19 protein-coding genes and 1 pseudogene are annotated in these 19,727 nt (G+C 36.2%); 16 read left to right on the forward strand and 4 right to left on the reverse strand.

The features are described 5' to 3' along the window. Positions 1 to 177: 177 nt before the first annotated feature. Positions 178 to 1,140, reverse strand: coding sequence for a putative protein N(5)-glutamine methyltransferase (locus FDO66_RS18095; RefSeq protein WP_141434064.1), 963 nt, complete (start codon positions 1,138 to 1,140; stop codon positions 178 to 180). Positions 1,141 to 1,474: 334 nt separating this feature from the next. Here FDO66_RS18095 and FDO66_RS18100 point away from each other — a divergent pair, with 334 nt between their 5' ends. Together FDO66_RS18100 and FDO66_RS20990 are read left to right on the forward strand one after the other, a co-directional pair. After that, positions 1,475 to 3,637, forward strand: coding sequence for a type IA DNA topoisomerase (locus FDO66_RS18100; RefSeq protein WP_141434065.1), 2,163 nt, complete (start codon positions 1,475 to 1,477; stop codon positions 3,635 to 3,637). 225 nt (positions 3,638 to 3,862) lie between these two features. After that, a complete protein-coding gene (locus tag FDO66_RS20990; RefSeq protein ID WP_181444648.1) occupies positions 3,863 to 4,021 on the forward strand; it encodes a hypothetical protein in 159 nt (52 codons plus the stop codon). 96 nt (positions 4,022 to 4,117) lie between these two features. On the opposite strand, the gene FDO66_RS18105 is transcribed toward FDO66_RS20990, so the two are convergent. Then, positions 4,118 to 4,687, reverse strand: a complete 570-nt coding sequence (locus FDO66_RS18105; RefSeq protein ID WP_141434066.1) for a GNAT family N-acetyltransferase — start codon at positions 4,685 to 4,687, stop codon at positions 4,118 to 4,120. Between the two features lie 192 nt (positions 4,688 to 4,879). Here FDO66_RS18105 and FDO66_RS18110 point away from each other — a divergent pair, with 192 nt between their 5' ends. From FDO66_RS18110 to mntR, 7 genes are all read left to right on the forward strand, one after another. Continuing rightward, a complete protein-coding gene (locus tag FDO66_RS18110) occupies positions 4,880 to 5,062 on the forward strand; it encodes a hypothetical protein (protein WP_141434067.1) in 183 nt (60 codons plus the stop codon). Between the two features lie 64 nt (positions 5,063 to 5,126). Then, on the forward strand, positions 5,127 to 5,258 hold the full coding sequence (locus FDO66_RS21125; RefSeq protein WP_220095185.1) for a DUF6254 family protein: 132 nt from the start codon (positions 5,127 to 5,129) through the stop codon (positions 5,256 to 5,258). A gap of 201 nt (positions 5,259 to 5,459) precedes the next feature. Continuing rightward, positions 5,460 to 6,485 carry a LacI family DNA-binding transcriptional regulator gene (locus FDO66_RS18115; protein ID WP_141434068.1) on the forward strand — a complete coding sequence of 342 codons (1,026 nt, stop codon included), beginning with the start codon at positions 5,460 to 5,462 and terminating at the stop codon, positions 6,483 to 6,485. An 87-nt stretch (positions 6,486 to 6,572) separates the two neighbouring features. Further along, complete coding sequence (locus FDO66_RS18120) at positions 6,573 to 7,763, forward strand: galactokinase (protein WP_141434069.1); 1,191 nt, start codon at positions 6,573 to 6,575, stop codon at positions 7,761 to 7,763. Position 7,764: 1 nt separating this feature from the next. Beyond that, positions 7,765 to 8,775, forward strand: a complete 1,011-nt coding sequence (galE, locus tag FDO66_RS18125; protein WP_141434070.1) for a UDP-glucose 4-epimerase GalE — start codon at positions 7,765 to 7,767, stop codon at positions 8,773 to 8,775. 180 nt (positions 8,776 to 8,955) lie between these two features. Further along, on the forward strand, positions 8,956 to 10,497 hold the full coding sequence (gene galT, locus FDO66_RS18130; protein ID WP_141434071.1) for a UDP-glucose--hexose-1-phosphate uridylyltransferase: 1,542 nt from the start codon (positions 8,956 to 8,958) through the stop codon (positions 10,495 to 10,497). A 195-nt stretch (positions 10,498 to 10,692) separates the two neighbouring features. Next, on the forward strand, positions 10,693 to 11,115 hold the full coding sequence (gene mntR / locus FDO66_RS18135) for a transcriptional regulator MntR (protein WP_141434072.1): 423 nt from the start codon (positions 10,693 to 10,695) through the stop codon (positions 11,113 to 11,115). Between the two features lie 131 nt (positions 11,116 to 11,246). Here the strand turns inward: mntR and FDO66_RS18140 are convergent, their stop codons facing one another. Then, the gene (locus FDO66_RS18140; protein WP_141434073.1) at positions 11,247 to 11,456 is read right to left on the reverse strand and encodes a DUF3892 domain-containing protein; all 210 of its coding nucleotides are present in this window, start codon (positions 11,454 to 11,456) and stop codon (positions 11,247 to 11,249) included. Between the two features lie 117 nt (positions 11,457 to 11,573). After that, positions 11,574 to 12,482 (reverse strand): homoserine O-acetyltransferase MetA, encoded by a 909-nt coding sequence (gene metA, locus FDO66_RS18145; protein WP_141434074.1) that lies wholly within the window; start codon positions 12,480 to 12,482, stop codon positions 11,574 to 11,576. 164 nt (positions 12,483 to 12,646) lie between these two features. On the opposite strand from metA, the gene FDO66_RS18150 reads away from it, so the two are divergent. The 7 genes and pseudogenes from FDO66_RS18150 to FDO66_RS18180 all read left to right on the forward strand — a co-directional run bounded on the left by FDO66_RS18150 (position 12,647) and on the right by FDO66_RS18180 (position 19,517). Then, positions 12,647 to 14,335 carry a formate--tetrahydrofolate ligase gene (locus tag FDO66_RS18150; RefSeq protein ID WP_141434075.1) on the forward strand — a complete coding sequence of 563 codons (1,689 nt, stop codon included), beginning with the start codon at positions 12,647 to 12,649 and terminating at the stop codon, positions 14,333 to 14,335. A 36-nt stretch (positions 14,336 to 14,371) separates the two neighbouring features. After that, positions 14,372 to 14,911 carry a hypothetical protein gene (locus FDO66_RS18155; RefSeq protein ID WP_141434076.1) on the forward strand — a complete coding sequence of 180 codons (540 nt, stop codon included), beginning with the start codon at positions 14,372 to 14,374 and terminating at the stop codon, positions 14,909 to 14,911. Between the two features lie 189 nt (positions 14,912 to 15,100). Then, positions 15,101 to 15,745, forward strand: coding sequence for an HD domain-containing protein (locus FDO66_RS18160; protein ID WP_141434077.1), 645 nt, complete (start codon positions 15,101 to 15,103; stop codon positions 15,743 to 15,745). Beyond that, the gene (locus FDO66_RS18165; RefSeq protein WP_141434078.1) at positions 15,742 to 17,622 is read left to right on the forward strand and encodes an ABC-F family ATP-binding cassette domain-containing protein; all 1,881 of its coding nucleotides are present in this window, start codon (positions 15,742 to 15,744) and stop codon (positions 17,620 to 17,622) included. Before FDO66_RS18160 ends, FDO66_RS18165 begins: the two co-directional genes overlap by 4 nt. Before the next feature lie 177 nt (positions 17,623 to 17,799). Then, positions 17,800 to 18,177 (forward strand): annotated as a pseudogene (locus FDO66_RS18170) (Tn3 family transposase); the annotation flags it as partial. A 139-nt stretch (positions 18,178 to 18,316) separates the two neighbouring features. Then, positions 18,317 to 18,517: a hypothetical protein gene (locus tag FDO66_RS18175; protein WP_141434079.1), complete on the forward strand. Its 201-nt coding sequence runs from the start codon at positions 18,317 to 18,319 to the stop codon at positions 18,515 to 18,517. Between the two features lie 160 nt (positions 18,518 to 18,677). After that, the gene (locus tag FDO66_RS18180; protein WP_141434080.1) at positions 18,678 to 19,517 is read left to right on the forward strand and encodes an MBL fold metallo-hydrolase; all 840 of its coding nucleotides are present in this window, start codon (positions 18,678 to 18,680) and stop codon (positions 19,515 to 19,517) included. Positions 19,518 to 19,727 lie beyond the last annotated feature (210 nt).

The following is a 19,727-nucleotide window of genomic DNA, read 5'->3' on the forward strand; positions in this document are numbered from 1 at the left end:
ACGACTGATGTTGATAGAATAAGGAACGAATATCATTTATTCGGTTCTGGATAAATTCGTTAAATGTTGATGAATTTATAAAAGGACAATTAATATAAAAGGAATTGAAAACACGCGAATTTTTGGATTTATAGGGTCGAGTTTTTGTATTAGCACCCGGTCTAGCAGGTATTACTTTTATTTGTGGACAGGGCAGACGTTCGACCCACTTGGGAGGGCGGGTCTTGTTCCAATAACGACGGTGGCGTCTAGCTCGTCGGAACAGGCCACCTGCGGTATAAGACCATTGCAAGCAAAGATTTCAACGGTATGTGGGGCCTGCCGCTTACTTGTTTCGACAAGCAGGTGACCGCCCGGTGCCAGCCAGAGTGGTGCCGCGGTCGCCACTCGTCTCTGGACATCAAGTCCGTCCACACCCCCATCGAGTGCCACTCGTGCTTCATGAATGCGGGCCTCCGGAGGTAGCCGCCCGATCGCTCCGGTAGGTACATAGGGTGCGTTGGCTACCAGAACGTCGACACGGCCTTGCAGTGTTGCGGGTAGCGGCTCGAAGAGGTCACCTTCGTATACGTGACCACCGGCGGCATTGACGTTGCGACGAGCACACTTCACCGCGGCGGGATCAATATCTGTGGCGTACAACTCGATCCCTTTTATGGAAGCGGCCACTACGGCGCCCACAGCGCCCGAGCCACAGCACAGGTCAACCACGACGGCTCCTGGACGTGTCATGTGAGTTGCCTTGTGGACGAGAAATTCGGTGCGGCGGCGGGGTACGAAGACTCCCGGGTCTACCGCTATCCGGAGACCGCAGAACTCCGCCCAGCCGATGACGTGTTCGATAGGCAAACCGGCTGCTCGCCGATTTACCATATCGTCAAGGATGGCCGGCGTCCTTGCCGCGGAGATGAGCAATCTGGTCTCATCTTCAGCGAAAACACAACCGGCTGCCCGAAGCCTGGTGGCGATGATTGTGCATATGTTATCTCCTTGAAAATCACTACAATTTACAAATGATCTTTTTACGGGATGGAGTGTTGCTTCATCAACATTTTTTAAAGTTTCAGCTTTAATTGTTAATTTACATTCATTTAAACAATTGAATTTCCCAAAGCTCAAAGATGCTTTCATTAAGTCCATTTGTTTCCCTCACCCCATTTTAATCCAATTTATATTAAGTTTTCATCCAAAAATATTTCTAATTTCTTATTAGGTTTCTATGACTATTGTAAAAATTCCTTTTTCAACAACCTTGCTTCATTAGTACAACTATATGTTAGACTTTTTATAAGAAGGCTTTGTTAAAGAATATGGTTGATAATAGTGGTTTTCATGAAACGCAGGAGGCAATCGATCTTTTTCTCTGCATTTCATGAAAAATGAGTCAAAAATCAACAGAATTATTTAACACAGTGTAAAAAATGAACAAGACTTAAATCAATAATATTATGGAATAAAGGAGATAGACTCAAAAATGGGAGTCCGATTAATACTAGCAGAAAAACCATCTGTATCAAAAAATATCGCAGATGCACTAAAAATAAAAAATAAGCAGGACGGTTATTTTGAAGGAAATGGCTATATAGTAACTTGGGCGTTTGGTCATTTGCTTCAACTCTACGATGCAAAGGATTACGATGACAAAATGTCTACTTGGAAAATGGAGAACTTTCCTTTTATTCCTCCTGTTTTTAAATACAAGGTAAAAGGTGACCCAAGGAATAAGGACAAGCCAGATAAAGGTGCTCAAAAACAGCTGAAAATTATCCAAAGCTTAATGAGAAGAAGGGACATTGAGGCGATTATTTCGGCTTGTGACTATGATCGTGAAGGGCAAATTATAGGAGACAGTATCATCTATAACCTCAAAAACGATAAAAATGTTTACCGATTATTATTAAACGAATGGACTCCAGTTGAGGTGTTAAAAGGATTAGAAAACATAAAGTTAAATTCAGAGCTAAAGCCTTTACAGGATGCAGGAGTCAGCCGTCAATGGGCAGATTGGGTGATCGGAATAAACTTAACATCTGTGGCTACCTTAAAATATCAAAAAGGAAAAGGTAAGGCATTAAATGTTGGCAGAGTCTTACTCCCAACGTTAAAAATTATTTATGATCGGGATAGAGAGATTGAAAACTTTGTTCCAGAAAATTATTACAAGCTCCAAGCAACCTTTAAAACGAAAGATGAACAGCTATATGATGGGACTTATTTTGAAGGGAAAGAAGAAAAGTTTAAAACGAAAGAATCGTTAGAAGAGATCCAACAGGCCTTATTCAATAAAGATGCGATTGTAAGTGATAAGCAAGTACAAAAGAAAAAAGAATATCCTCCTTATTTATTTAACCTATCCAATTTACAAGGATATATTACCAATAAATATAAGGGATGGACTTCCGATAAAGTATTAAAGGTTGCTCAATCACTATATGAGAAAAAATTTATCACATATCCTCGTACGGCGAGTGTAGCCCTAGAAGAAAGTCTCGTCGGTAAAACGGCAAAGGTATTAGAAAAACTAACGGATGATCTGCCGTATAAAGATGAAATTAAATTTGTTAAGTCAAAAAGGATATTCGATAACTCCAAGATAGAAAGTCATAGTGCGATTATTCCTACATATTTAAAGCCAAAGAAACTGACTCCTGATGAAGAGAAAGTATATATGGCTATAAAAAATCGATTCATTATGCAATTTATGCCAATTGCAGAGTATGAAGAAACAAGACTTGAAACAAAAATAAGTGGCATAGATATTAAGGGAATATTTATATCCAAAGGAAAAGTACAACTTGTGGAAGGGTGGAAAAAGGTAGAGAGTATCCAATCGAAAGATACCATTTTACCACTTGTTCAAGTGAATGAGGGTGTACACATAGTAAAACATGAAATAACCTCTCATGTGACGAAGCCTCCTCAGCATCATACAGAAAAAACATTGCTTCGAGTTATGGAAACATGTGGAAAAAATTATGACAGCGATGGAAACAGTGAGGAAGGATTGAATGCGATTCTAAGTGGTTTTAGTATTGGCACCCCTGCTACACGAGCTGAAACAATCAAAAAATTGAAAGATGTAGGTTATATATTGATGCAAAATAAAAATCTGTTGTGTACAGACCTAGGTATTAAGTTAGTGGAAACATTTCCTATAACAGATTTATTCAATTTAGAATTTACTGGCCGCCTTGAAAAATCATTATTTGATATTGAAAAAAGAAACTATAGTAAACAAGAGTTTTTAGAGTTTATCTTTGATTTTACCGCAAAATCAGTGGAGAGAATAAAGGTTGAAAAAGAGATAACCATTCATGAAGTAACGATGAAAAGAAAGACCAATGAAGTGTTGGGAAAATGTCCTCAATGTGGAAATGCTGTTATTGAAGGACAAAAAGGCTTCGGCTGCAGCAACTGGAAAAACGGATGTAAGTTTGTTGTTTGGAAAAACGATAAATTTTTAGCGACGATGAAGAAAAAGCCTACTAAAACAATGGTAAAGGCGTTATTGAAAAATGGCGTAGCACCGGTAAAGGGGTTAACGAGTAAAAAAGGGACAAAGTTTGATGCGAACTTACGCTATGAGAAAAACCCTGATAATGAATATTTTAGCTGGAAGATGGAGTTTGAAAAATAGTATGATAAAAATGAAAATTTTTAAGTTCCTTTCATTAATTGCAGATTTAAATAAAGTTGCACCGTTTCACCCCTTTTTGACTTTACGCATAATAATTTCTACCCCATGACATACTACTAGTAGCCTGAAGAGATATGATAGTCAATCAAAGCTGCTTTAACAGGTCAGAGTGGTACAAGACTTTTTGCAGGTATATTCAAAAAGTTATAGGCAGGAGGGTTAGATATGAATAAGTCGGATGTCACTACTAAAAAGGCACAGACACAAGAAGAAATTAATAAATTTAGTGAAGTCAACGAATTCAACCATGAACGTAACCATGTTGCCAAAGCTCAAAAACAAATGTCATCACAAGAGACAGCTGGGGTATTCGATCCAGAATAACACATCCCTCTCTGTTAAAATAAAGCCGACTCCAGACTGCGGATTTAATTCTCGCAATGCTGGAGTTTCTTTTTTCAGTAAGGGTTATATATCCTGTCACAGATTGTCTAATAAATTTTCATTTTCATTATTAAAAGTCAAAACCTTTTCAACCGGCTCATATGATTTTCCATAAAAATGTTGGTCCTTATATGTGTGAATCATATCATATGTTTTTTTCATCGCCTCATAAATCATTTCTTCCGACTCTTTATTTGGTGCCCAATAAAGAATCTCCAGCTTATTAACCTCTTTTGTGGCTAAGGATCTTCTTCGATACCCAATTGACATAGCATGCTCAAACCCTTCACGCTTATAAAAATGCAGCCTTTTCTCGGTATCACTGTCTTCATAGTTAACTGGCTCTACCTCAAGTAGAATTGGTTTTCCTTTTCGTTTCATTTTTTCAATAAGTTTATGACCTAATCCCTGGCCGCGAGCATTTTTTGAAACAAAGAGATAATCAATAAATACAAAGCTGTCTAGTTCAACATACATTAAAACATGATTAGGGCCGTCATCTTTATGATATATATCTGAACGCTCTATAAGTAATGTTTCCATATGCTCTTTTGATTTCATTTCTTCCACGGGGAAGTATTGATTTAATTTTTCATACCAATGCATTGAAATATACTCCTTTTTAACAGTTTTCCTGAAAAATAGTTCACTAATCCTGAAAGTCTTTATTGGAAGTATTTGTGGATTTCCGCATTTAATACCCATTTCTTTTTAGTCCAAATAAAAAATCCCACCTTAGTTAAAGGACGTATAGATCCTTTTTCAATTCTCATACTAAAAAGAAAAGGAGGGATAAGAATGGCAAAAAGGACAAAGAAAAAGGATGCTGCTCAAAAGAATAAGCAAGGGTTTGATTCAAGTATGATTGATTCAGAATTCTCTAAGGAATTTGGCAGCGCCAACGCGAATGAAGCTCATAAAAATAAAGCAAAAAAAGAAAAAGCATTCAAAAATCAAGGCGAGTGGAATGGGATGCAGTGATAAAAAGTTAACTATATTTCCATAAAGGTTAATCTGAACATCATACAAAGGGGTAAATTCTAAGATGACACAATCTAAAAGCCAACAAGAACGTCAATGGAAAAATCGAAAACAATCGCAAAATCCGCATGGTGAAGTCAAGTCTTTTGAACAGCTAGTGAATGATGCCCGGAAAAATGAAACTGAAAATAAATAACGACATGCAATACTAAGATTAATTAGTAAAAGGACTATACTTAGAAAGAGGATGATATAAATAAGCCTTTAGGGAATATTTGTATCATTCTCTTTTTATTTTTTTATATAATAGTTGAAACCGCTTTCTTTATTTGGTAAAATTCACTTATAAAGTTAGTAAAAGTTTAGTAAAATGAAAGAATGGTAGGTGATAAGGTAAATGGCTACTATTAAAGAAATAGCGCAGCTAGCTAACGTTTCTAGTGCTACAGTTTCACGAGTATTAAACGGGGATAAAACCTTATCAGTAGCTCTAGAAACTCGGCAGCGAATTTTAGAAGCTTCTAAATCATTAGGTTATCAACCGGTAAGAAAGCGAAAGGAACCAATAAAAGCCCCAGATGCTGCCAAAATAGGAATTATTTTATCGCGCTCGCAAGAAGAAGAGTTGGAGGATCCTTATTTCTTATCTATTCGTCAAGGAATTGAGAACGAATGTAAGGATCAAGGGATTTATTCGACTAAGGTTATTCGATTAACAGGCTTTTATACGGAGAAAATGCTAACGGATTTAGATGGCTTAATTGTAGTTGGAGGCATTAGTTTAAAAATGCTAAGCACCGTCTTTGATCACTTGGATCATGTAGTGTTTGTTAACTATCAATCTAAGGATGATCAGTATGATTCGGTTTTAATTGATTACGAAAAAGCAACGAATGTCGCTTTAGATCATTTGTTAAGCCTAGGTTACCAAAGAATTGGCTTTATTGGTGGGAAAGAAAGAGAACGGTCTTTTGAAAGTAGACCAGTAATTGAAGATAAGCGTCAAATCACTTTTGAAAAACGATTAAAAAAAGAAGGGCTGTTTAATCCAAATTATATGTTTATTGATGAGTTTACAATGGCTCATGGCTATCAAATAATGAAACAAGTGATTGAACAAAAGAATCTTCCAGAAGCATTTTTTGTAGCAAGTGATTCCATGGCTATTGGAGCAATTCGTGCATTGCATGAAGCAAATTTGTCCATTCCAAACGATGTTTCTATTGTGAGCTTTAACGGCATTGAAATGTCTCAATTTTCAAGCCCGCCCTTAACAACAATAAAAGTAGAAACTGAACAAATGGGAAGAGTCAGTGTAAAGCTGCTTCTTGACAGAATTAAAGGAAGGGAAATCCCCTTAAAGGTACTTGTACCTACTAAGTTAATAGTGAGAGAAAGCTGTGGAGCAAGAACAAAAAAATAATGCAAATGTTTCAAAAAATGTTCTTGCATTATTCAAAGTCTTTATATTTTCCATTATCTTCATATTAAAAAAGAAGGGTTGATATCAATGAAACAAGTACTTGTCGAAAAATTCATAGATTTGTATAACACTGATCAGAACCTTCGTGTTTTTTTTGCACCCGGCCGCATTAATTTAATTGGAGAACACACAGATTATAATGGAGGGCATGTTTTCCCTTGTTCCCTTAGCATAGGTACGTATGCCGTTGCTCGAAAAAGAGAAGATCAAAAAATTAAATTATTTTCAGAGAACTTCCAACAGCAAGGGATGATCGAGTTTAATTTGAATGATCTTGTATTTGAAGAAGGACATGATTGGGCTAATTTTCCTAAAGGGATTGTTAAAGCCTTAATCGATCATGGTTATGTAATTGATCAAGGATTTGATGTACTATTTTATGGGAATATTCCGAATGGTGCAGGATTATCTTCTTCTGCTTCAATTGAACTAGCAACAGCTGTGATGTTAAAAGGGTTATTTCAATTAGATGTAGAAATGATAGATTTAGTGAAATTATCCCAACTAACAGAAAATGAATTTATTGGTGTGAATTGTGGGATTATGGATCAATTTTCCATTGGCATGGGGAAAAAGGATCGCGCTATCTTATTGAAGTGTGATACGCTTGAATACACATACAGTCCAATTCAACTTTTAAATGCATCTTTAGTGATAAGTAATACGAATAAAAAACGTGAATTGGCTTCATCAAAGTATAATGAGCGTCGCAGCGAATGTGAAGAAGCACTAAAACAATTGCAAAATTCATTAGCGGTTGAGTCCTTATGTGATGTAACAATCAATCAATTTTTAGAGCAGAAGCATTTAATTCAAAATGAAGTCAATCAAAAGAGAGCACAGCATGTGATTTATGAAAATGAAAGGACCATTCGAGCTGTCGAAAAGTTAAAGGAGGGTGATCTAAAAGGTTTCGGGCAATTAATGAATGAATCACATCAATCTTTACGAGATTACTATGAAGTAACTGGGATTGAATTAGATACTTTAGTAGAAGCTGCTTGGGCAGAAGAAGGAGTCATTGGCTCTCGCATGACAGGTGCAGGCTTTGGAGGATGTACAGTAAGTATTGTAGAGAATGATAAAATTGATCAGTTTATACGCAATGTTGGTCAAAAATATCAGGATCAAACAGGATTAACTGCTGATTTTTACGTGGTAGAAATCGGTGATGGTGCAAAAGAAATAACAGAGAAGATTTTATCAGGGAGGAAATAAAATGTCTATTTTAGTTTGTGGTGGAGCTGGATATATAGGAAGTCATACGGTTTCAGAATTGCTTGATAAAGGAGAAGATGTCATTGTTTTAGATAATCTTCAAAAAGGTCATGTTCATGCGGTTTTAGATGGTGCAAGACTAGTAGTCGGTGATTTAAGAGATAAGGATTTTCTTGAAAAGGTTTTTACTGAAAATAACATTGAAGCTGTCATGCATTTTTCCGCAGATTCTTTAGTGGGAGAAAGTGTCGAAGATCCATTGAAATATTATGATAACAATGTGTATGGGGCTATTTGTCTATTACAGGCGATGAAGAATCATAATGTAAAAAAAATCGTTTTTTCTTCTACAGCAGCAACATACGGAGAGCCAAAAAATATTCCTATTTTAGAAACAGAGCCTACCATTCCAACAAATCCATATGGGGAAACAAAGCTTGCCATTGAAAAGGCATTAAAGTGGTCAGAAAATGCGTATGGATTAAAATACGTAGTTCTCCGTTATTTTAATGTTGCTGGAGCTCATATGAAAGGAAAGCTTGGAGAAGATCATGATCCTGAGACACATCTTATCCCGATTATTTTACAGGTCGCATTAGGGAAAAGAGATAAATTAATGGTATTTGGTGATGATTACGATACACACGATGGAACTTGTATTCGTGATTACATACATGTAACGGATCTTGCTGATGCTCATATTTTAGCTCTTGAAAAACTTCGAAAAGAGAACACGAGTGGAACATATAATCTAGGAAATGGAAATGGGTTTACAGTTAAAGAGATGATTGACGCTGCTAGAAAGGTTACCGGGAAAGAAATCCCAGCAGAAATTGCTCCTCGTAGAGCAGGTGACCCAGCAAAGCTTGTGGCATCCTCTGAAAAAGCAATAAAAGAGCTTGGCTGGAAGCCTCGTTATACTTCAATCGAAGAAATGATCGAAAGTGCTTGGAAATGGTTTTTACAGCATCCAAATGGCTATGAAGAAAGCAATAAAAAAGTTAATTCATAATTAAGCCGGATACTTTTATAAAAGTCCGACGGATGTCTAGGCTCTAGTACCTATCCCTTATGGTAAAATAACCTCATGACTCTAAAAGCAAAAAATACTTTTAGAGTCATGATTCTTTTTTACAAATGAAGTAAGCGCTTTTTTAAAAAATGAAAAATGTTTTTGAAAGGAAGAATCCCTTTGGAAACAAATATTTATGTATTAATTGAACGATTATTACAATATGGTACAAAGAAACAATTAATCAGTTCAATGGATGTTGATTTTACGAGAAATGCCATATTAGAAATTTTAGAATTAGATGAATGGCAAGATGCTGATGTGACAGATGAGGAGTTAGATTCCCCAGCAGAAATATTAGAGGGAATATTAAATTGGGCATGGGAGACAGGAAGACTTAAGGAAAATACGGTTACTAGTCGTGATCTTTTAGATACGAAAATAATGGGGTGCTTTGTATCAAAGCCTTCTGAAATCGCTCGTCAGTTTTATGATGAATATGAAAGATTGAGCCCAAGGGAAGCAACACAGAATTTTTATCATATGTCGCAAAATGTTCATTATATTAGAAAAGATCGTATTGCTAAAAACGAACATTGGTTTGAATCGACAGAATTTGGTGATTTAGAAATTACCATTAATTTATCAAAGTCTGAAAAGGATCCGAAAGAAATTGCCGCTGCGAAAACAGTAAAAAAGAGTGCATATCCAAAATGCTTGCTTTGTAAAGAAAATGTAGGGTATGCTGGGAGATTAAATCATCCTGCAAGGCAAAACCTGCGGGTGATCCCGTTGCAATTAACAAATGAAGACTGGTTTTTGCAATTTTCGCCATACGTTTATTATGAAGAACATGCTATTGTATTTTTGGGCGAGCATCAGCCAATGAAAATTTCAAAAAAAACATTTGATCGACTGCTAGAGTTTGTAGGGAAGTTTCCGCATTATTTTTTAGGCTCAAATGCAGATTTACCTATTGTAGGTGGATCTATCTTAGCTCATGATCACTTTCAAGGCGGCAATCATGAGTTTCCTATGGCTAAGGCTAATATTGAGGTTGTTTATTCTTTTCCTAAGTTTCCTGGTGTAAAAGCAGGGATTGTCAAATGGCCAATGTCAGTTATCCGCCTTCAAGGCGAAAATAGAAATGAGCTTTCAAATGCAGCTGATTTCATTTTACAAAGTTGGAAGGAATATAGTGATGAACAGGTGGGTGTTTATGCTTATACGGAGCAAACACCGCATAATACCATTACCCCTATTGCTAGAAAAAGAGGGAATTTGTTTGAGTTAGACCTTGTCCTTCGCAACAATCGAACAAGTGAAGAGCACCCTCTTGGGATCTTTCATCCACATGATGAAGTGCATCATATTAAAAAAGAGAATATTGGTTTGATTGAAGTTATGGGATTAGCCATATTACCAGGAAGATTAAAGGATGAGCTTTTTCAACTTTCTAAATGCCTGCTTAAGGATCAATATGAGGAAGAAATTAAACAAAATAAAGACATTGTGAAACATTTACATTGGGCTGTTCATATCAAAAGCAAATACCCTGATTTAAATCCTAATAATATTGAAAAAACTCTTCTTCGCGAAATTGGGTTGGTCTTCTCGAAAATTCTCGAGCATGCTGGAGTATTTAAAAGAGATCACCAAGGACAAAAGGCATTTAAACAATTTTTAGCTTCTATGGGAGCAAAGAGCTCTACTTATATTTAAAATCGATACAAAGCAAGCATCATTTGTTTCCTCATATGGATGCTTGCTTTTTTTTGCGGGATAAATATTAAAATAATTGGTGCACTCACATATGGGATTATGAACGATATTTGGATATTTGCACATTTTCTTGAGTCTCTATTCCATCTATAGTAAAATTTGATATGGCTATTGATTTTAATGGGGGGTTACGGGATGCCAACACCGAGCATGGAGGACTATATTGAACAAATTTATAAATTAATTGAAGAAAAAGGATATGCACGTGTTTCAGATATTGCTGAAGCGCTATCCGTTCATCCCTCCTCTGTAACCAAAATGGTGCAAAAGTTAGATAAAGATGGGTATCTTGTATATGAAAAATACAGAGGATTAATTTTAACATCTAGAGGAAAGAAAATTGGTAAACGATTAGTTTATCGACATGAGCTGCTAGAGCAGCTGCTTCGAATAATTGGTGTGAAAGAAGAAAATATCTATATAGATGTTGAAGGAATTGAACATCATCTTAGCTGGGACTCAATTGATCGCATTGGTGATTTAGTCCAATTTTTTGAAGAAGATGCGAATCGAGTAGAGCAGCTGAATGACATTCAGCGAAAAAACGAAGAATCTTAATTCAATTATTACATAAATGTTCATAGTCTAAACAATAAAAAAGAAGACTCAACTTGAGGGTCTTCTTTTTTATTTATCTATTTTATGGTGAATATATGCCTTTATTCCTGCCAGGGTATAACACTTATGCTCTAATAAATGGTGGGATAATCATCAAAGTCGTTTTTTGATAAAGGATGTAAAGTGATTACATCGTTTTCTTCTAAAAGAGCAACCCCCGAAATTTGTCCTTTTTCTACCTCTTGTAATGCTTTCTGATATGATATCACCCGGCCTTCTGAAGTTTGAAAGCTGATAATCTCACCAAAATGGTTTCTGTATACTGCAACTATTTGTTCCATTTCTCCGACCCTCTCATATTGGTTTTAGTCAAATTATTACCCAATAATTAGGGGTGTAAACAAAAAAGATGTGAGATTAAAAAGGAAGCCTTCCTTTTAATCTCACTTTACTTTCTTTCAGTCCCATTGGAATGGAGTTGCTTGATACACATAATAATTTAACCAATTAGAGAATAGCAAATGAGCATGAGATCTCCAATTATTCAGCGGTTTCTTGTTTGGATCATCATTAGGAAAATAGTTTTCTGGTAAACCTGGATCAAGCCCACGTTTCATATCCCGATAATATTCATCCGCTAATGTTTGTGAGTCGTATTCAAAATGTCCCGTAATCATAATTTGTCTTCCTTGATTGGCAGACATAATAAATGGACCTGCTTCTTCTGAAGTAGAAAGCAGTTTAATATCTGGGTGATGTTCTACTTCTTCTATCGAAATATTTGTATGTCTTGAATGAGGAGCAAAATAACTATCGTCGAATCCTCTTAATAATTTTTCAGTACGATCATTGACAAAATGAGAAAATATACCTGCACATTTCCCTTCCAATTTATATTTTCCAATGCCAAAATGGTGATATAAAGCAGCTTGCGCTCCCCAACAAATATGCAGGGTAGATGTAACAGCTTCTTTTGTCCACTCCATAATTTCAGTTAGTTCTTCCCAATAGTTTACTTCTTCAAAAGGTAGGTGCTCTACTGGGGCGCCCGTTATGATCATACCATCAAATTTCTTATTTTTTATTTCTTTAAAGCTTGAGTAAAATTGTTCAAGGTGCAAATGGCTCGTGTTTTTGGATTCATAGGTTACTGTTCGTAAAAAGGTTACATTTACTTGTAATGGGGTATTGCCAAGTAAACGAAGCAGCTGTGCTTCAGCTTTTTGTTTTTCAGGCATTAGATTTAATATTAATATATTTAACGGGCGAATATCTTGTTGATTTGCCCGTTCTTCATCCATAATGAATATATTTTCATTTTCAAGTATTTCTCTTGCTGGAAGAAGTTTTGGGATTTTTATAGGCAAAGGATCATCTCCTATTAATTTTTATGCTACATATATTATAAGGATGATTGTTAACTTGATCAATCATTTAATTTGTTATAAAGTTTTACTAATTTATTGATCTTATCGGTGTTACAATATAGATTATTCACATCTATGTGAAGTTCATGTTGGAGGGGTTGTTTTTGAAGGTTAAGCAAGATGTTAAATCAGATATTGAAATTGCCAAGCAAGCAGAGATGAAGCCGATTACTGCGATTGCAGAGGGAATAGGATTAAACGAGGAAAACCTTGAGTTATTTGGAAAATATAAAGCTAAGCTTTCCTTTAATACGTTAAAGCAGCTTGAAACAAAAAAAAGTGGGAAAATTATTCTTGTTACCGCTATTAATCCAACACCAGCAGGTGAAGGGAAATCGACCGTAACAGTAGGCTTAGGAGATGCTCTAAATAAAATGGGTCATCGCGTAATGATTGCGATGCGTGAACCTTCTTTAGGACCTACGATGGGAATCAAAGGTGGAGCTACAGGTGGCGGATATGCACAGGTTCTTCCAATGGAAGATATTAACCTCCATTTTACAGGAGATATCCATGCAATCACTTCAGCTAATAATGCCCTTGCAGCATTGATTGATAATCATATCCAGCAGGGAAATGAGTTACATATAGATCAAAGAAGAATTGTTTGGAAAAGAGCTTTAGATTTAAATGATCGCGCTTTAAGAAAGGTTGTCATCGGGCTGGGAGGACCGCTTCAAGGGATTCCAAGAGAAGATAGCTTTGATATTACGGTTGCTTCTGAAATTATGGCTGTTCTTTGTTTATCGAAAGATCTCCAAGATCTGAAATTTCGATTATCTCAAATGGTCATTGCTTATAATACAGATAATGAACCAATTACGGTGAAAGATTTACAGGTAGAGGGAGCTTTAGCGCTGCTTCTCAAAGATGCTGTAAAGCCAAATTTAGTTCAAACCATTGAACACACTCCAGCACTTATTCATGGAGGTCCATTTGCTAATATTGCTCACGGCTGCAACAGTGTTATTGCAACGAAAGCTGCTTCAAAGCTAGCGGATTATGTTGTGACAGAAGCTGGGTTCGGTGCAGATTTGGGAGCTGAGAAATTTCTGAATATTAAAGCAAGAAATCAAGATATACAACCAGAAGTAGTTGTTGTCGTTGCAACGATTCGAGCTTTAAAAATGCATGGTGGAATCGCTAAGTCAGAGCTTGGTAAAGAAAATGTGGAGGCACTAACCAATGGGTTTGCTAATTTAAAGAAGCATGTAGAAACCATTAAAAACTTTGGATTGCCTTTTGTTGTCGCCCTAAACCGCTTTATTACGGATACGGCATTAGAGGTTGATGCTCTCCTGGAATTATGCAAGAAGCACGATATCCCAGTGGCACTTACAGAAGTATGGGAAAAAGGTGGAGATGGCGGTATTCAGTTAGCTGAAAAGGTTGTTGAACTAATGAAACAAAAGCAATCTACTTTCAAGCATTTATATGAGCTTACAACCCCAATCGATGAAAAAATCCGTACGATTGTTCAGAAAGTGTATGGTGGAAGGAATGTAGAGTTTTCCACAAAAGCGAAAAAGCAAATGAAACAATTTGAAAAATATGGATGGGATCATTTGCCAATATGCATGGCTAAAACTCAATATTCATTATCAGATGATCCAGTGAAGCTTGGCCGGCCATCTGATTTCACCATTACTGTCCGCGAGCTTAAGCCATCAATTGGCGCAGGGTTTATCGTAGCTTTAACTGGTGATGTAATGACGATGCCAGGTTTGCCTAAAACACCAGCCGCTTTAAATATGGATGTTGATGAGGATGGACATGCTTTAGGATTGTTTTAAGAGCTCCATCTATCATAGTTATAGTTAGGTGATAAAATGTTTGATCCAACTGCTTTTGAAAATATGAAGGTCGTACTTGAAGGGGCATTGTATGATCACGATTTAGCTGGTGAAATATTCATTGCGGACCGCAATGATTACATAAACATGGCTAAGCTGGAGAGAAGATATGAGATAGCTATGACTGATCAGCGGGATCAAGATAAAGTTCAAAATCTTTCTCTTTCACTCGTACTAGATGCAAAATTGAAAAATTTGGCAGCGGAGCTCCTTCCATCGTTAGAGTCCATTCAAAATGCTGGATGCTCTTTAACCATTCATATTTATCTTTCACAAAAGAATGAACATGAGGAATTTATAAAAGTAGACCAAGTATTAAAGAGCATATGGGGTGAGGATCGTCAAATTTTACAATCGATTCATTATAATCCTCTAGCTCCTTCGACCATGATTCATAATCATATTGTCATTATGTTTGACCGTCTAATTAGCGAAGATCAAATGGATGATCTAATAGAGATGGTCGACTATTTGCTTGAAACTTTGAAAAAACTTAGGTCACTAATAACTACTTAAAAAATAAAAAGGCTGACTTTATAAAAGCTGTTGACATAACCTTTGAAAGAAAAGATTTTCTGAAACAATCAGATGGACATCTGATATTTTGGAAAATGTCAATCGCTTAAGAGTTAGCCTTTTTAATTCTTTAACCCATATATGCTTCGTGTTACAATCAACCTGTTGGAAAAAAGGGGTTGTATCAGGATGAAGGAAATCATTGAGATAACAGAACTATTTGTACAGAAAAATGTAATTGGAGATTCTACCGGTCATGATTGGTATCATATCGACCGAGTTAGAAAAATGGCTCTTTACATTCATGAAAGGGAGAAAAAAGGCGATGCCTTTATAATTGAAATGGCCGCTCTCCTTCATGACATCCCAGATGAAAAGCTAGTTGATTCAAAAAAAGAAGGAGAACTAAAACTGAGTTTATTTTTACACTCACTTCCTATCGAACCTTCTATTAAGCAACTCGTTACAAATATTATCCTCTCAATTTCATATAAAGGCGGATATAATACGCCACTTAAGTCTGTCGAAGCGATGATTGTCCAAGATGCTGATCGAATAGATGCAATAGGAGCAATAGGAATTGCAAGGGCTTTTGCCTATGGAGGAAAAAAAGGCCAGGCGATTTATGATCCTGCTCTAACCGTTCGTCCAACAATGACAGTTGAAGAGTATCGGCATGGTCAATCTAGCTCTATTCATCATTTTTATGAAAAGCTCTTAAAAATAACAAATCTTTTAAATACAGACACAGCGAGACAAATTGCGGAACAGCGGCATCACTTTATGAAATTGTTTCTAACTGAATTTTACAGAGAATGGAATGATCTATCTTGAAAATGATTTCAATTGATAAAGTAAGTAAAACGTACGGAGACAAAAGGCTCTTTGATCAAATCTCCTTTACGATCGCAGAAAAAGAAAGAGTAGGGCTAATAGGAATTAATGGAACTGGAAAATCATCCCTTTTAAAAATTATTGCTGGTATAGATGATGCAGATGAGGGAGAAATCACGGTTCCAAAGGACTATCAGATTGCCTACTCTGCACAAAGTCCTGATATGGATGGGGACGCGACGGTGATTGAACAAGTGTTTAAAGGCGATGCACCCATACTACAATTATTAAGACAGTATGAGGAGGCTTTGGTTCAACTAGAATTAGACTCTAATGATACATCGAATCAAGAAAAGCTCTTTGAACTACAGAAAAGAATGGACGCCTTAAATGGCTGGGATGTACATACACAGGCAAAATCAATTTTAACCAAGCTCGGAATTGAAAATGGAACGAAAAAAATGGGTGAGCTTTCCGGAGGACAGAAAAAAAGGGTATCACTTGCTCAAGTACTTATTAGCGAGTCTGATTTACTTATACTTGATGAACCGACGAACCATCTTGATTTCGAATCAGTTAAATGGCTTGAGGATTATTTAACAAGATATAGAGGAGCATTACTTCTTGTAACACATGACAGATACTTTTTAGATCGAGTGACAAATCGTATTTTTGAGTTAGATGGAGGCCAGTTATATAGCTATAAGGGGAATTATGGAGATTTTCTTGAAGCAAAAGCTATTCGTGAAGAAACGGAAGCAGCTACCCTCGATAAGCAGAAAAATTTATTTAGAAGGGAGCTAGAATGGATTCGAAGAGGAGCAAAAGCTCGTTCGACAAAGCAAAAAGCAAGAATACAACGGTTTGATCAGTTAAACGATAAACTTAGTAATGCAAAATCATCCGAGAACCTTGATATCGCTTTAAAAGGAAGTCGTCTTGGCAAGCAAGTTTTTGAGCTGAAAAATGCTTCGAAAAAATTTGGAGATCAAACCATTCTTAATCATTTTAATTTACTTGTGAAGCCTGGAGATCGTATTGGTATTATTGGGCAGAACGGGACTGGAAAATCCTCTCTATTAAATATATTAGCCGGAAAAATCGCCTTAGATGAGGGTGAATTTATAAAAGGTCAAACTGTTAAATTTGCCTATTATAGTCAAGAAAGCGAAGATATGGATGAAAATAAAAGAATTATTGAATACTTAAAAGAAACAGCACAAGTGATTGAGACATCTGACGGAAAAACCATATCAGCAGCTCAACTTCTTGAGAGGTTTTTGTTTCCAATGAGTACACATGGAACATTGATTCGAAAGCTATCAGGCGGTGAGAGAAGGCGACTTTATTTGTTGAAAAAGCTTATGGAGGAGCCAAATGTACTTCTGTTAGATGAACCGACTAATGATCTTGATACACAAACATTAACTGTATTAGAAGATTACTTGGATGATTTTACAGGTGTGGTCATTACCGTTTCCCATGATCGCTATTTTTTAGATAAAGTAGCAGAAACGCTGCTTGTGCTAAATGGGGATGGAATGATTGAGAGCTTTTATGGAAATTATTCGGAGTATCTAGAGAAAAAACCTGAGAAGATTGTAAATAAATCAGAAGAAGTAATAGAATCAAATAAATCTGAAAAACAAAAAAAGAAAAAAATGACTTATATGGAAAAAAGGGAATGGGAAGAAATTGAAGATCATATTGCTCGTACGGAAGAGCAATTAGAAACTCTAGCATTGGAATTGAATGAGGTTGGTAGTAATTTTGAAAAAGCACAAAGCATAATGGAGGAAGAAGCTGCCTTAAATGAAAAGCTAGAAACACTGATTGAACGATGGACGTATCTTTCGGAGCTTGCAGAAAATGAATAAAAATAGTAAATTATCATTCTTTTGTGCGGATTTTAAGGGCTAATAAAGGCGCTTGTGCTTTTCTTATTTGTCTAGCTTTAACGCCTATCGACTATCAAACTTCAGGTCTTCTCCCTACGATAAGTCAACATCGATTCACTGTCGCTCATCGTGTTTCCTTTATCTCAGTCGAAGCCCCTGGATTACCTTTCGAGCGAGGCGTTACGGCGAAAAATCCATCGGGGGTTGAACAAAGGGGAAGCCATGAATGCGTTGGCCAGAGCAATCTTCTTTGGCAAACATGGCGAGCTGCGAGAACGTGCTCTACAAGACCAACTCCAACGGGCAAGTGCATTGAACATTATCATCAATGCAATTAGCGTTTGGAATACCGTCTATCTCCAGCAAGCAACAGAACACTGCAAAAAGCAAGGAAAGCTACAGGAAGAACTACTAAACCACATTTCCCCCCTTGGATGGGAGCACATCAATTTCTTAGGCGAATACAAATTCAATTTCAAGCAGAATACGTCTCTCAATTCATTACGACCGCTGAAACAACAGGAAGTTGAATGACCGGTGGTCCTGGATATACCGCCCAGACTATTGGGCTTAGAGTAAAAAAAACGCTAAGCCGGGTACATCCGAAGGCTTAGCGTATATTTTCGTTAAAATGTTGGCGGGACCCCATATTGGAATTAAGTGGAGGATAAATATGTATAGTAAAAATTGTTCTAAATGTGATTCAACTTTAACTAAAGCACGTATTCAATCATCGCCTGGAACAGTAGGTATAAATAAAACGCCTAGCAAAGTATTGAATAATAACAGCAATTATAGTGAGTTAGTACCTTATGTTTGTTCAAGTTGCGGTTATGTAGATTTTTATGTAGAGGATCCTGAAAAGTTCTCATGATAGAACTTTTCAGGATTTTTTTATTTCCGATAAAGCACATTATGTGAACTAAATAGGTATATCTTATGCAACTTAAATACAGATTCCCTTTTGTTAGTTAACAATAATTTCCTTAATTTAGTTATAATATATGGAAATCACAAAAAAGGTGGATATTTATATGAAATTATCAGTACTTGTAGATAATAATACGTTGATTGATCGTTACTTCTTAGGAGAGCCAGCACTTTCATTCTTTATTGAGGAAGACGATAAACGCATTTTATTTGATACTGGCTATTCCGATGCTTTTATAAGAAATGCAGAGAAGATGAGAATTGATTTAAGGAGCTTAGATTGGGTAGCCTTATCACATGGACATGTCGATCATACTTGGGGACTTACACATTTAATTAGCCTACATATGGAAGCCAAAAGTGAGGCTTTAACCCATCATACCCCTACAATCATTGGTCATCCGTTAGTTTTTGAAAGCAAATTACTTGATTCAGTAAGCGAGATAGGGAGTGTCTTATCTTACAATAAATTAAGCAAACATTTCCCTATTAACTTATCTAAGCTACCATTTTGGCTGACTGATAAATTAGTGTTTTTGGGTGAAATTAAAAGAAAGTTTAATTTTGAGGGCAAAGAATCTATTGGAAAAGTTAACACTGAAAAAGAAGAATTTGACGATTTTATTTTTGATGATACTGCGTTAGTTTATAAATCATCAGAAGGGTTAGTTATTATGGTAGGTTGTGCTCATTCGGGGATATGTAACATTATTGAGTATGCAAAAGAGGTATGTAGTGAAGAAAGAATAGTAGATGTTATAGGGGGATTTCATTTATTGGATCCATCAGACTTTCAACTAGAGAATACCTTAAAATACATAGAAGAACTTGGTCCTAATAAGCTACACGCTTCTCATTGTACGGATTTACATTCTAAGATAGCTCTCTCTCGAGTTGCTGATATAGAGGAAGTTGGGGTAGGTTTACAACTAGAATATGTTTAAATAATTTATATAGGTTCCTGGAAATTGTTTTATGTTAAGTAACATAGTGTCGATAATTTACGAATAAATATATAGCATAGTAGAGTAAGAAACTGATTTCAAAGGGATAACCTTCGGTTATCTCTTTTACTTTGGGAGTGTAATATAAACTGTGTAAGTAAAAGTGCGTACGGCTTTTACTTCACAGTTTATTTGTTTTTGGTAGAATAA

The sequence above is a fragment of the Bacillus sp. 03113 genome (assembly GCF_006546985.1).
Taxonomy (GTDB): domain Bacteria; phylum Bacillota; class Bacilli; order Bacillales; family Cytobacillaceae; genus VATK01.